11 protein-coding genes are annotated in these 13,507 nt (G+C 44.5%); all 11 read right to left on the minus strand.

Features of this window, described 5'->3' with window-relative positions; all coding sequences use genetic code 11:
• Positions 1-11: 11 nt before the first annotated feature.
• Positions 12-2,303 (minus strand): GumC family protein, encoded by a 2,292-nt coding sequence (locus F1644_RS11855; protein WP_118304609.1) that lies wholly within the window; start codon positions 2,301-2,303, stop codon positions 12-14.
• A 17-nt stretch (positions 2,304-2,320) separates the two neighbouring features.
• Positions 2,321-3,091, minus strand: a complete 771-nt coding sequence (locus F1644_RS11860; RefSeq protein ID WP_118304610.1) for a polysaccharide biosynthesis/export family protein — start codon at positions 3,089-3,091, stop codon at positions 2,321-2,323.
• A 22-nt stretch (positions 3,092-3,113) separates the two neighbouring features.
• The gene (locus tag F1644_RS11865; protein WP_118304611.1) at positions 3,114-5,039 is read right to left on the minus strand and encodes a polysaccharide biosynthesis protein; all 1,926 of its coding nucleotides are present in this window, start codon (positions 5,037-5,039) and stop codon (positions 3,114-3,116) included.
• A 140-nt stretch (positions 5,040-5,179) separates the two neighbouring features.
• Positions 5,180-5,938 (minus strand): hypothetical protein, encoded by a 759-nt coding sequence (locus tag F1644_RS11870; RefSeq protein WP_229782351.1) that lies wholly within the window; start codon positions 5,936-5,938, stop codon positions 5,180-5,182.
• A gap of 6 nt (positions 5,939-5,944) precedes the next feature.
• Positions 5,945-6,466, minus strand: coding sequence for a UpxY family transcription antiterminator (locus tag F1644_RS11875; RefSeq protein WP_118304612.1), 522 nt, complete (start codon positions 6,464-6,466; stop codon positions 5,945-5,947).
• A gap of 628 nt (positions 6,467-7,094) precedes the next feature.
• Complete coding sequence (locus tag F1644_RS11880; protein ID WP_229782352.1) at positions 7,095-8,045, minus strand: FimB/Mfa2 family fimbrial subunit; 951 nt, start codon at positions 8,043-8,045, stop codon at positions 7,095-7,097.
• A gap of 25 nt (positions 8,046-8,070) precedes the next feature.
• Positions 8,071-9,570 (minus strand): Mfa1 family fimbria major subunit, encoded by a 1,500-nt coding sequence (locus F1644_RS11885; RefSeq protein WP_118304613.1) that lies wholly within the window; start codon positions 9,568-9,570, stop codon positions 8,071-8,073.
• A 16-nt stretch (positions 9,571-9,586) separates the two neighbouring features.
• A complete protein-coding gene (locus F1644_RS11890; protein WP_168044060.1) occupies positions 9,587-10,990 on the minus strand; it encodes a DUF3868 domain-containing protein in 1,404 nt (467 codons plus the stop codon).
• 6 nt (positions 10,991-10,996) lie between these two features.
• Complete coding sequence (locus F1644_RS11895) at positions 10,997-11,569, minus strand: DUF3575 domain-containing protein (RefSeq protein WP_118304615.1); 573 nt, start codon at positions 11,567-11,569, stop codon at positions 10,997-10,999.
• Positions 11,570-11,580: 11 nt separating this feature from the next.
• Entirely contained in the window at positions 11,581-12,606 is a 1,026-nt protein-coding gene (locus tag F1644_RS11900; RefSeq protein WP_118304616.1) for a DUF3868 domain-containing protein, read from the minus strand.
• Between the two features lie 12 nt (positions 12,607-12,618).
• Positions 12,619-13,182 (minus strand): DUF3575 domain-containing protein, encoded by a 564-nt coding sequence (locus F1644_RS11905; protein WP_229782353.1) that lies wholly within the window; start codon positions 13,180-13,182, stop codon positions 12,619-12,621.
• Between the last annotated feature and the right edge of the window lie 325 nt (positions 13,183-13,507).

Here is a 13,507-nt window from a genome sequence, read left to right on the forward strand (position 1 = left end):
AACTTATCCTCTTATCTATTTTGCTTGTTGTAATAATTACCGTAACCGTACTTATAATAGTGTATTCTCCTAGACACCCCGTTAACCAGCACCCCGCAATTCGTCACGTGATGCTCGCTTTCCAGTACTCGCAAGGAAGATAATACCCCTCGCGGCAACACGTTCAAGCGAACGACACACAAACAGGCGTCCGCTTGCTTGACCATCGTCAAGGCATCCGCTAGGATTCCCACCGGGGGAGTATCTAGGATAACGCAATCATATTCTTCCTTCATCTCCTCCAACAATGTCTTGAACCTATCACTTGAAAGCAGAGCTACCGGGTTCGGCGGGACGTCTCCCCCAAACAACACGCTTAAATTTTCTCCTAGCGAATGTACCAGCCGTCTCCATTCCGGTTCCATTCCTGCTAGGTAAGCTGACAAGCCACGGGAGTAATCCTTATGAAGATACGAGTGTAACTGCGGGTTTCGCAGATCACAACCGACCAGTAACGTCTTTTTACCCGCCCTCGCATAAGCCTTCGCCAAGTGAGCAGCCACCAGCGTCTTCCCCTCCCCGGGAACTCCAGAGGTCACCAACAACACGGGACAAGCTTTCTCGCCCAGCATATAGTTCAGTTTCTCCCGGATCACTTGCATTGATTCCGACACGGAAAAATTTTCCCGTAACAGGGTAACCTCTTCTTGAGGTAGCTCAGGTATATCTCCCAGCACAGGGAACGGTAGTGCCCGTTTCACCTCGTCGATAGAACGAACTTTATCGTTCAGCATATCCAGCAAAAAGATAATCCCGACCGGGATGCCCACGCCCAAGAACAAACCCATGAGCATGATCAACGCCTTTTTCGGTTCGACCGGACCGCCAGTTGACGATGGATCCTCTATCATCTTGGCCGTCGCCACATAAATCAATTTTGCGATCTCAGCCTCCTCCCGTTTTTGCATCAGAAAAAGGAAAAGGTTCTCCTTCAGTTCCTGTTGACGAGCGATGTCTCGATATTGTTTCTCCTGTGTGGGAACCGAGGTCAGCAGTTCGTTCACCGACGCATTCTCCTTCTCCACACTCTTCAGCTTGATCAAAAGGCCGCTCTCCACGTTAGCGATCGTTTCCTGTATGTTCTTTTTTAATCCTTGCAACTGGGTATTCAGCCCGATCACGATCGGGTTACTCTCGCTGGCACTCTGCAGCAACTTGCCCCGGCGCAACACCATCTCGTTATAACGAGCGATCCCCGCATTCAAACTCTCATCCGAGAGGCCCAAGTTTTCCGGCAACAACGAGAACTCTTCCGCCCGTTTCTGCGTGATCGCTGCCCGGATGCTTCGCAACACGTCCAGCTCCGTTTGCAACTTCATCAACTCCGCCTCCGACTGTTTCTTGCGTTCCATCACGAAAGCAGCATCCGAGGTGATATCCGTTAATTTATTCGTCTTCTTGAAGTCTTCCGCCCGTCGTTCGATCGTTCCCAACTCTTGGTTGATCACGTCCAGTCGCTCGTTGATGAACTCCACCGTTGCCTCCGACACGATCCTCTTGTTATCGATACCGTTCTGGTTATACCGCTTGACAAGGGCGTTAATCACCGCAATTCCTCTCGCCGGTACGGCATCTTTCAAGGAGACCAGCACGGAGTTCGTGTTCTTTACTAGGATTTGCACATTCAAGTTCCCCGAGAAACTATTAGCCGTTTTCCGAAAACTGGACAGGTCCACCCGGATTTTTTCCTTGGAGGTAACTTTCCTGTTAGGCTCGATCGAGAGATTATAGTCTCCCATAGGAACGCTCTCCGAGTAGTGACCACTCCACATTTTCTCCCCGTCAAGGTTCATTAATATCACGAGGTTCGCCGTGTCCAACAACACGTGAAAAGACGTGTCCCGGATCTCCCCGGGATTATCCACAAGAACTTTCACCGGCGAATCGTTATAAAGTTCCCGATCACGCAAGAAACCTTCACGGACGTAACAGACGTTCAAGTCCAGTTCCTCCACGACCTCCCGCATCAGGTTCTTCGACTGTAGCTCCACGATCTCATTCTCCACGAACATGTCCGCCGCCGCCAAGCCCAGCTCTTTCATCATCACGTTCGTTCCCAGCTCCCCCTTTTTCGAGTCGCTGATCATCACCTTACCCGTCACGTTGTAGATAGGTACCCGGCTCTGGCATATCAACAAAGCGATGACCAAACACAGAGGCACCGACACCGCAAACCAGCGCCAACGGGTGATAAATTTTTCAACTAATACTTTTACATCTATACTTTCGGACTCGCTTTCCCTGTTCAAGTTATTCTCTTCCATGTAATTTCGGTTCTAGGTTAACGAATTGCGATGGCAAGGATAGCCACTAACGTGGAAATACTCGATAAAACGTAAGGCAGGAATGCCCCGGCATTTCCTCCCACAATCCGAGCCTTATTGGGTTCGACATAGACCACGTCATTCTGTTGCAAGTAGAAAAAAGGCGAATGAATGATATTTTCCGATGTCAAATCCAGTTGGGCGAAAACTTTCTCGTCCCCGTCTTCTCGCATCACCAGCACGTTCTTACGCTTTGCATTAATTTGTAAATCTCCAGCCATTCCCAAAGCATCAAAAATGGAAACCCGTTCACTATTCACCTTGTAACTCCCGGGAGCTTTCACTTCTCCCAACACGGTTACCTTGAAATTTAAGTACTGGATAGTCACGATCGGGTTTTTCAGGTAGTTACTCAACTCCTTCTTCAATTCAGCTGCCAGTTCCGTACGGGATAAACCTTCCACTTTAATCTTCCCCAACACCGGGAAATCGATCGTCCCGTCCGTGTCCACCAGATACCCGTAAAGTTGATCGTTACCTGTTCTCGTGTTATTCTGTCCCAACCCGATCATCGGTGTGTTAAAAGGTAGCGCCGTCTCAATATCATCACAGGAAACCACGATTGATAATAAATCATCCACATGAATCACCGTGCGATACTGCAAAGCTGCTTTCACTCTAGAATTAATCTTCACATCTTGTAGGTACACCACGTCTTTCGGGGAAGCGCAAGCCCCCAACAGGCAAACCAGCATACCGATAAAAAACAATCTTCCAGTTCCCGTCATCACTTGTAAGTCTTTATTTTAGTTAATTATTTATTTTATCCAGTATTTCGAACCGGGAGTTCTTCGATTTAAACTCCGGCACCACCTGTTTCATCAACCGCACGGTATCCTCAATCCGTACCGCCAATGCTAATTCCGCAAGTTGATCATAAGCACCCAATACCTCGTCCCGCTTGTACTTCCGGACTCTTGCTACCCGAATTTTAGCATTCCCCGTCGGGATCGTGTTCTCCTCGTTACTTAAAACCTCCTCGTACAATTTCTCTCCCGGCCGCAAGCCGATAAACTTGATCTTGATATCCTCGTTCGGGACGTACCCCGCCAAGCGAATCATCCGTTCTGCCAGATCGACGATCTTCACGGGTTCTCCCATGTCAAAAACGTAGATTTGATTACCCGTACTCATCGTGGCCGCCTCCATCACCAACCGGCAAGCCTCCGGGATAGTCATGAAAAAGCGGGTGATTCCCGGGTCTGTAACCGTCACCGGACCACCCCGCTCGATCTGTTTCCGGAAATAGGGAATCACGCTACCGTTACTTCCCAGCACATTTCCGAAACGAGTCGTGACAAAACGAGTTTTACCTTTCACTTCCCCACGCTCTATTGCTAATCCTAAACTTTGCACGTATATCTCCGCCAGTCGTTTGGAAGCCCCCATCACGTTGGTCGGATTCACCGCCTTGTCCGTGGAGATCATCACCATCATGTCCACGCTATACTCCACGCAAAAATCAGCCACCAGTCTCGAACCGATCACATTCACCCGAACCGCCTCGCAAGGGTTCTCTTCCATCAAGGGAACATGCTTATAGGCAGCTGCATGGAACACCACACTGGGACGATATTTTTCAAAAACCATCCGTAGCCGCTCTTTCTGACGAACATCACCGACAAAAGGGGTGAACTTCAAGTTCGGGAAATTCCGTTCCAGTTCCAAGCGCAACTCGTGCATCGGGGTTTCCGCATTATCAAATAACACCAGATGCCCCACGCCAAAGGCAGCTAACTGGCGGCATAGCTCGCTACCGATACTACCTGCCGCACCAGTCACCATCACCACCTTACCCGCAAAATACGCCTCAATCTCCCTCGTGTTCACCTTGATCTCCTCCCGTCCCAACAAGTCCTCTATACGGATCTCCCGGATAATCGTCTTTTTTAAACCATCTCCCAACACGTCTATTGGCGGGGAAAACAAGTTCTTTACTCCAATCCCCTGACAAAAACGAACCAACCGATCCGCTTCCCGACGAGCCTCCTCACGCGAGGGGTATAACACACCGTTTATATTACATTTTTTCACAAAACGGGAGAAATGCTGTTCATCCTCAAAATAGTAAACCGGCAATTCCGAAAGCACGCAAGATTTCAGGTACCTATCCGGATTCACGAATCCCACCACATGATAGTGCTTACTAGTGTGCATTCTCGTCTTCAGTGCCACGCTTTTATCACCGGTTCCGTAGACCAGTACCCTCGTCTTCCCCGAACCATACAGAGAGATCGTAAAATCATAAACCAGCACAAGTGTTACCCGGAAACCCACCAGAATCACCGATGTCACGAGAAAATCAATCACGGCACAGGCAAAAAGGTGTTGCCCAAACAGCCGAGAACCGGACACGAAGATCATTCCTGCCAACAGGAGTTCTTTTAGGAAAATTGCAAATCCCATTTTCCCAATGCTCTTTATCGTGGCGTGCCGGATGATATTCCGGTTCACCCTCAGCCCCCAGAAAACCAGCAAACTAACCACGCAAGAACCAACAATAATCACGACATAGGTTGATCGGGAGAGATCGATGATAAAACTGTCGGCAAAAAGAAGCGTGATAAACGAACTCATGACGGACAAAAAAATATCCACCAAGAGAATCGTGTAAGCATTCACGTACTTCTTATTCTCGTGTAAACGACTACATATCGAGTGAAACGAGTATTTCATTTATTCTTGGTATTTTGTAAAAGAAGCGCCTCCTCCAGTATTTAATAGCTTGATCCGGCGTATGAAGTACCGTTTAAAGGAGACGCTGTTACCGAGAGTTGCATATCCCGGTATCGCATTTTTAGTGTGAATTGGTATATTTATTCTTTCTTTTCATACTTCGTATTGCAAGCTACAAACTCCCGTTTCGCCAAAATATAAAACACCAGCCCCACATCAACAGAGGAGACCTCTCCCATCCGCACAAATTGTTCAATCATATCATCCTCCACTTGTCGTACCCGTACGGCCAACCGTACCCGCTCTTCTTTCAATCGCTCCTGTTCTTCAACGGGTAATTCCATCAAGCCTACCACGTTATCATACAAACAAATCGCATCCCACCATCCCAACAAATCGTCCCGGTGGTTTCCCCGCGTATATCCCAAAGCTTCTGTCACCAATTTACCTGCCAATTCGCCACATTCCGCATCTCCCGTAAAATAATAACAATTACACAATAACCGGCAAATATTAGAAGTACGGCACGGTAACACCAGTTTTTGACTTCCCCAAGGTGTCAGTATATCGTAGGCTGCATCCACTCCTTTTTCCAAAAAATCCAAATCCGAGTACAACTGGTAAACGTCCATCAAGTCCGCAGCGTAACCGGCACGAAAATTTGCCGGAAGTTCTTTCTTCTGCACCAATACCTCATACCAACGGGCAATTTCTTTTGCTCTTTCGTGAATATCATAAAGAACTCCAAACTCGGCCTCTAACCACGGATATATTCGCACCATCGTGTAAACCGTAAGATAACCGTGAAGATAAGCGGACAACTTGTCGGGAGAGTACGAACGGAAATTAACTTCACGTAACCGATCGTACAAATCATAAAATAAACCTTTCTCCATCATCTTTTTCTACTCTATTCGTTCCAAAAAGGAACCCGGAATATAGGACGTTGCAATTGACACAACTCCTTCCAAACGGATGACCACACGTTTGTGTCCCATCAAACGAACCAACTCTCCTTCCAATCCTTGCAAGGGGCCTTTAATCACTCGTACCCGGTCTCCCCGTTTCAGATTTTTGTTTAACACCTCTACCCCGCTCGGGGAAAAATCCAACAAAAACATGAAATCATGCATTTGTTTATCGGGAACAATCAACGAGTGACGTCCCTCAATATCTTTCAAATAAACAATATTAAGCCCATGGTCATTTATTAATGAAAAACTTGTTGCTTTATCCGTGTGAATAAAAATCATCCCGTGAATCAAGAGCACCCGGATCGTTTTACGACCCAAAGGTGTTTCCCGCACTTGTTCTTCCTGAGGTAGAAAATTCTCGATACCCAACTCATCAAGCTTCTTCTTTATCCACAACTCCTGATTCACTCGAGTGTGAGCCACGTACCAGTTTATATTCTTATTATCAACCATGTACCCTTTTGATTTCCCCTATCAAGGTATTAAATCGAATTTTGGACAGCTTTCTCCACATTTCCTGACCGGATGCGCTTCGCGCATTAACCCTCGTACCGGCCCTGATTTATTTCCACGTGTTTCTATCGTCTCACTATAATACAGCGATTCAACGAAAGAAAGCTGTCCGCATTAAAAAGTTTCAAAAAACGATCATTTAATAATACTGCCACTTAATAATAAATTTTCAGATCTTGTAAAATTGCAATTGCCTGATTGCTAAAAAGAAAAAATATTTTGTTTTGATTTGCGCAATTCGAAAATTTACTATATTTGCAACGCATTAAATGATCGTATAATAAGCCTCAAAAATTTTACATAAACAACTGATCATTAATACATTACAAAGACATCAATCTAATTTCACGAAACAACACATTTAACCATTATCCCCACTTACATAAACGTTTCCCTATCCCCTCTCTAGCCCATACCCCAAACACAGGCACAACAAAAACCCAGCATCAACACTGTTTCATGTTCATGCTGTGTCTATGCTATGTTCATGTTTTGTACTTGAGGTAGAGCAACCATAGTCCACCCTTAAACCAAAGATTTTCTTACCTTGATGTAAGCTTGGTATTATTTAAGACTCCAAATCCACGTCATTTATCCGTACCATCCAGTTATTTACTTTCATCAGGGGACAGATATAAGGTTTTAATTTATCCTCCGTGGCATCTAAAAAGAATATTAAAGTATATTGATCCTGCCTATCCAAGTATTCCTGCGGGGTCATTCCCGAGTAAGCCTCACGAGAGAGAAGCAAGTATTTCGTGAGAGGGATATCCAATACGCATTGCCCCGTGGAACGATGGGTCAGAATCAAACGGGTATCATCATTTTCAAGCAGACGTAATGTATTTAATTCCGAATGCACGACCTGCAACCCGGACAAGTCGGCTTCCGTCTGATAAAAAGGCAAGTAACACGTTTCAACCGAATCAAGCGGCAGGCTTCGATGGTCAATCATCCCATTAAATGCCCTGATCTCCAGCAGAAATTCATCATCTGCAAATGGTGTCGGGTTCTGGCCTTGCAAAACACACGTGAAACGATGGGTTAACTTTATTAACGGAACTTCACGAACCGTGTACTCTTCCGGAACTTCCACTCCTTCCAAACGGCCATGAAACAAAGCGGGTAATTGTTTGGATGACGTTCCCGACGCATCACATAACAGTCTTACCCCCGAGGCAGAACATTCGTAACAAGAATCCGTCAACCCGGACCAAACTAAAAAATTATATTTGCCCGGGGATAAGGATTCCAACCTCACCTGACAATTATTTTGATGAAGAGTAAGACTGTCGACATGCCGGGTTTCAATGTAATTTCCGGTCTCATCGAATATGAATATTGACGCATTTTTTAATTGGGTAAAAGCCGCATCCACATTTAACATATTATATCTATAAGACAATTTTAACCAAAAACCCGAAGGACAATCGGAGAGATCGTCATCTACCCATGAACAAGCAAAGCAAAGACAAGAAAATATTGCCAACCAGCATACGCCAATCTTACTCATCATCATTACAGCTAAAAATTATTGTATCATTCTACAACTCACCTTCTTGGTAACGGATATTCCAAGGTAAAACAGAGAAATCAACACTTAGGTAAGCATCGGATTCAATATCTCCCGGATCCACGTCAGGGATTCCTGTTCCCAGATCATTCACATTCGTGATCAATATCCGGTAAATATTATTACGCACGATACCAAATTCCATCACTCCCATCATTGCCGAATGATTATCCACGTGGCGAATGAAATAATTGTAATAACAATGGAAACTACCTTCTTCACTCTTGTTAAACACCTTGATATTGTATTTTTTCTGATCTTCGAGGCTTAATGAACCATCCGTTGGGACATTCGCCTTACCGATATCATGCACGGCTTTCAACGAGGTATAAAAATTATAGTTAAAATAATAGATCGTACTTTGCCCGTAAGGATCTACCGTGTGCCCTTCTTCATTAAAAGTTCTCTCTTCCGGTATGGAAACACTTGCCTTAAACACGATTCCCGTGGCGTAGGCTTTATTCTGTGCCGGACGATACATGCAGTTTTCCAAACAATACGTTGTCGTGTACGTGTTTTCAGCATTCAACACACTCGTGATATTATTACTTGCATTTTCACAATATGGCTGGGCATAGTAATTGTCTTGATTCGTGAAATTCTCTGCCCCGGCCACTGTTTTATTGAAAAAATAAGGGTCTACGGCATAGCCGTTCGTGGCAGGAATAACCCCAAAATAATCATTCGTACAAGTGAAATCGGGCTTAACCAGATTCGTATCATCCGATCCGTCCGCTAAAGTAACCACGTGACGGAAAGTATAGAAATTCCGGCTCAAGTTGAAATAACGGTAATTACTTAAATTTATCGTGGCATACTGCCGACCTTCCTTGTCCTTCATAACATATTCGTTCCGGTTTCTTGCCAAGCATAATTTGGCTACTACTCGTTCCAAGGTGATGGGTACCACCGTAATCTCTTCTTCCGCTTTCGGAGTATTCACCACCACGTTCAAATTGGCCACGGCACGATTGGCCATAATCAACGAACGAGAAGCATCTGTTGTTCCATTCTCGTAAGAATCCTTATCGACATGACTTAAAAAATTATCCACGGAAGTGGCATTAATCATGCTAGTCCGGTTAGCCACGGCAAATACATCATAACTCCCCGGATCAACCTTGATCTTTTGGTTGGAACGGTAAGTGACGGTTTGGTCAGATACCACCCGCTCTACCCCGATCTCGAAAGACTCTATGAAATTTTTAGTTTCCGAATGAAATAAATAGAGTTGCACTTTTTCAATTCTTGACTCGTTTTCGCTTCCCGGCACGGTTTCATCCGAACTTTCAGCGGAAGCCCGTCCAAGAGAAGAGGAGGTTTCCGGCACGGTAAATGAAAACATCACATTCCCATCCGTCACAACAACAGAAGGATTGCCCGACGGATCATCAACAGGATCTGCATCATTGATGCAACCTCCCAATGTTACTAGCGAAAATAGTAAAATACAATAATAAAATAACCTCATAACATTAAATTTTAAGTTAATATATAGTGTTCAATAATTTCAAGTTATAGCTTGCTTGCGGAAGTCCGAAAGATTCAGCCTCCTTGAATTTACTCTTCGCTTCCCCGTATCGACCTTTCAACATGTAGACAACGCCCGTTGCCAGTGTTTTTTCTTTGCTATCCGGAGCACGGAGCAAATACTTTTCCGCCGACACGACATCCCCTTGCATTAATGCTATACACGCCGCATTGAGGTTAGCCACCGGATTTTCAGGATGATATAAAACAGCCGTTTTAAACACGTTCATATATTGTTGACTCCCCTCGGGTAAAGTTTGTGCAATCCGAAACATCTCCTCGATACTCAAGTTCTTCGGCTGGGAGTGAAACACGATTCGCGCTTCTTCCAACGTGAAAGGTCTCACAACATATTTGATCGTGCATTCCGAACGTCTTAGTGCCGGGAACCACTTGCTCACCACGACATTAAACTGTCGGGAATAACGTTTCCTCAACCGTTGTTCCTTTTGGTCGGGAGCAAGATCACTTTCAACGATACGTAACCACTCGTTACTATTTTTTAACACGGAATCTCTCAACAAACGTCCTACTCCCTCCCAATCTTCCGGAGTATAATTTGTCGTGAAAAGAGAATCCGGAAAATCATACTGATCGGAAATATAATCTTTCAAGGCGGTCGTTCTCCCTTCCGCAAGCCGCTTGTTATTCATATACGGCCCCTCCGGTGATGCAAATCCATGAATATGAATACCAGAAATCGAGACAAAAGAATCTCGCTTTAATACATCAATACCCTCTTTGATTTTATACAATTCGGCAGCATTATTTCTGAAATCTTCCAGAATATCTGTTTTGTTCAGGGGAAAATCCAAATAGGCATAAATCTTCTCATTCCGGTTTTTCACGTCTTCAACTTGGGGCGTCATAAATGCCAGTTGTGGGTGTAACTCCGACAACGTATTCAATCGTGCCACATCTTGGGAAAACCCGTCCTCCGGCTCCCCGCAATGACACGAGTTCTCTTCAAGAGAAAGAACAGAATGGTTCATCCACTCCTCGAAGGGGACGGAACGTAAATATGCTATTGTCTGAACAGAGTCATCTTGCCGACGGACTTCCAGATGACCCGCTTGAACAAATTGTTTGGAATTACGCAAGTAGACGAAATGTTGTCTACGCCCGTTAATATAGACACGGGGAAATTCCATAAAATTCTTCAAACTATCACGTAGTTGCGGTATCAACACGAGAGATTCGTTCGACGCTAGTTTTCGCGATACATTTATTTGCATGGAGACAACTAGCTGTTTTCCCATACGGTAAAGTTGCGCCTCATTCACCGTAACGGTACTATCCTTCTGCCCGTGTGCAAGAAAAGAGAAGAGAAAGAAACATCCGCAAAGAAAAATGTATCTCATAACCCTTTAATTAAAAACATAAACTATACTTAAAGAAAACTTATCCGGTCCGAAATAGTGGTAACTTTCTCTCTCCTTCCACGCCGCACACAAATCCGGACACGCATATTTATCGTAGCGGATATACTCGTAACCAATCCCTAAAGAAATCTCCAAATTCCAATGTCGATTCAAAATGAGGTGGTACCCGTAAGAGATACCGCCTCCTGTCAACCAGCCGGAGTAACGGTGATTTTTCAACCACTTGAATTTTCCCAATAACATATCTTTCCCACCAATATTGAATTGAGCCCCGTTAAGGAATACCCCGAAAAAACTCCCGTTAAATTTTTGGCACGTCCAGTAACGGTACTCTGCCTGTAACAACCAATAACGCTCCACGTATCTTTCCGTTCGCTTCCATGGACGTAAACTCCCGGAGAAATCAATTGTCGATCTCATCCCGAAAGCATACTCAATCCCTCCGTTCAGGGCCCCGTTGGCTAGAGAGAGCAAATTACTTTTTACCGCAAAATTCTGACTCCGGACCGTAATACTTCCGAAAAGGATGAGGAAGAAAAGGATCGATTTGATTTTCATGTTCGTTTTAATTATTGATTTAACTCAAAAAACAATTTCAAGTTATGATCTGCCTCCTCGCACCCCTCAGCCTTCGCTGACTTCAGAAGACGTATTCCCTCGTATGTATTATCACACAGTAATTCGTACACCCCTCGGCAATTTTTGTAAGCAATGGTATCGTACAAAGCCATCTGCAAGTACATACCCGCCATCCGTATATCCCCCCGTTCAATGGCCGCATTGGCCGCATTCAAATTAGCAACCGGGTTGGTGGGATATATCTTCACGCTCGTCTCTATAACCTTGTAGAATTTCTCCGGTTCATCCTTATAGCTTAAAGCAACCATGTAAAGTTCCCGCAAGGATAATAGATGCGGCTTTAAATTCGCAATCACTTTCGCCTCTTCCAGACTAAAATCCAGTTCCTTCTGGTTCCGCTCGTCGGTAGCATCACGTTCCGGTTCCAAATAACACCCCTTGAAACTTTTCTTACCCGATTTTATTGGCAAGTCGGCAACCTTTGTCGTGTCACGCAATACGTTTGGCAGATTTGAGGTATACCCGCCCGTCCGTTCGATCTCTATTTCCCGCGAGGATAAAATCGTTGACTTGACTTTATGACCGTCTTCATCAAAAATTTCCGCCCGAATTGAAAGAAGTGAGGTTGACAAGATTCCTTCCCGGACAGGAATTACCGTTCTATAATCGATATATTGATTTTCAGGATTTATAGCCGCATACACCCCGGTAACCCCTGCCGACTTTTTGCGCTTCTGTAACATCTGTTCGCGTTTGTACATCAAATGAGCCCTTTTCCCATTGACCAGTATACAAGGCAATTCCGTTTGCCGTCCCTGCCCGGAAAGGATAGGGGTAAGCGTCACGTGTCCCCGGGTTTCCAGATCAGGAACACTCACTAACATATGCCAAGAAATAACCAGAGAATCCTGACGCACGTTGACTACAGGGGACTGTATTTCGCAATTAATCTCTTGGGCTGAAATTCTACCTGTCACCCATAACAGGATAATTAGAACAAATACTTGGATCTTCATAAGACAATATTTTTATTGAATAAAATACACAAATGATACCCCGACATGCGTGACTCCCCAATAATTCTCTTTACGCTTATCTTGTAACAAATCTCCTTTTGCCGGACCGTATTGCTTGAAATTCAATCGAGCATACCCCGCCGCCAGAGAGGTTTCGATACTCCAGCTTGCACTGATCGGCCACTGGTAACCACAGGAAAAACCACCCCCAACCACACTCCCTTGATAACGGTGCTTTTTCAACACGTTAAAGAGGGGCATTCCCCCGATATTAAACCGGCTATAATACATTTGCACCCCCACGAAACCACCGTCATACACGCCCCGGAACCATCTCTTGAACGAAGGGCGAATCAAGACGTGTTTCATCTTTTTATTATCCCCCCACGTCCATGGGTTATAATTCAAATTCATTTCCAAACTGTACCATTCACCACATCGCATTTCACCACCAAGATTTAAAGTTCCCGTCATCCAAGGCAAGACGTTTGTCTTCACGGCAATTGTCTGAGCATTAACCCGGCAAAACGGCAGGCACGAGAATAATATTATAATAACCATCCATTCTTTTTTCATTCCTACATTTCATTTAAATTGACTGGTTAATGCAAAACCTCGAATTATATTTCTGTTTCTCAGCTCTAACAGCACCAAATAAGAATTCATTTTCAACTTGACCTTTTTGCCATGCACCAGCTTGTAGACATGTTTTACAGGAACATTATATTTCTTGGACAGTTCATAATAGATCGATTTATTCTCTGATTGCCATATTTTTAACAACACGATACTCATATGATAACTATTTTGAAAGATGCGAAACATTTAGAACAAACAAGCCGCAAAATGAGCATGAAATCACGGATAATCATTCTGTTTTTATATCATTAAACGAAGGTTT

Origin of the sequence: Butyricimonas paravirosa (assembly GCF_032878955.1) — a bacterium.
GTDB classification, from domain to species: Bacteria; Bacteroidota; Bacteroidia; order Bacteroidales; family Marinifilaceae; genus Butyricimonas; species Butyricimonas paravirosa.

What these genes read in the sequence shown, in the direction of transcription:
- F1644_RS11860 (WP_118304610.1), bottom strand. Translation starts at nt 3,091, where the DNA reads ATGACGGGAACTGGAAGATTGTTTTTTATCGGTATGCTGGTTTGCCTG.
- F1644_RS11865 (WP_118304611.1), bottom strand. Translation starts at nt 5,039, where the DNA reads ATGAAATACTCGTTTCACTCGATATGTAGTCGTTTACACGAGAATAAG.
- F1644_RS11875 (WP_118304612.1), bottom strand. Translation starts at nt 6,466, where the DNA reads ATGGTTGATAATAAGAATATAAACTGGTACGTGGCTCACACTCGAGTG.
- F1644_RS11870 (WP_229782351.1), bottom strand. Translation starts at nt 5,938, where the DNA reads ATGATGGAGAAAGGTTTATTTTATGATTTGTACGATCGGTTACGTGAA.
- F1644_RS11900 (WP_118304616.1), bottom strand. Translation starts at nt 12,606, where the DNA reads ATGAAGATCCAAGTATTTGTTCTAATTATCCTGTTATGGGTGACAGGT.
- F1644_RS11855 (WP_118304609.1), bottom strand. Translation starts at nt 2,303, where the DNA reads ATGGAAGAGAATAACTTGAACAGGGAAAGCGAGTCCGAAAGTATAGAT.
- F1644_RS11890 (WP_168044060.1), bottom strand. Translation starts at nt 10,990, where the DNA reads ATGAGATACATTTTTCTTTGCGGATGTTTCTTTCTCTTCTCTTTTCTT.
- F1644_RS11885 (WP_118304613.1), bottom strand. Translation starts at nt 9,570, where the DNA reads ATGAGGTTATTTTATTATTGTATTTTACTATTTTCGCTAGTAACATTG.
- F1644_RS11895 (WP_118304615.1), bottom strand. Translation starts at nt 11,569, where the DNA reads ATGAAAATCAAATCGATCCTTTTCTTCCTCATCCTTTTCGGAAGTATT.
- F1644_RS11880 (WP_229782352.1), bottom strand. Translation starts at nt 8,045, where the DNA reads ATGATGATGAGTAAGATTGGCGTATGCTGGTTGGCAATATTTTCTTGT.
- F1644_RS11905 (WP_229782353.1), bottom strand. Translation starts at nt 13,182, where the DNA reads ATGAAAAAAGAATGGATGGTTATTATAATATTATTCTCGTGCCTGCCG.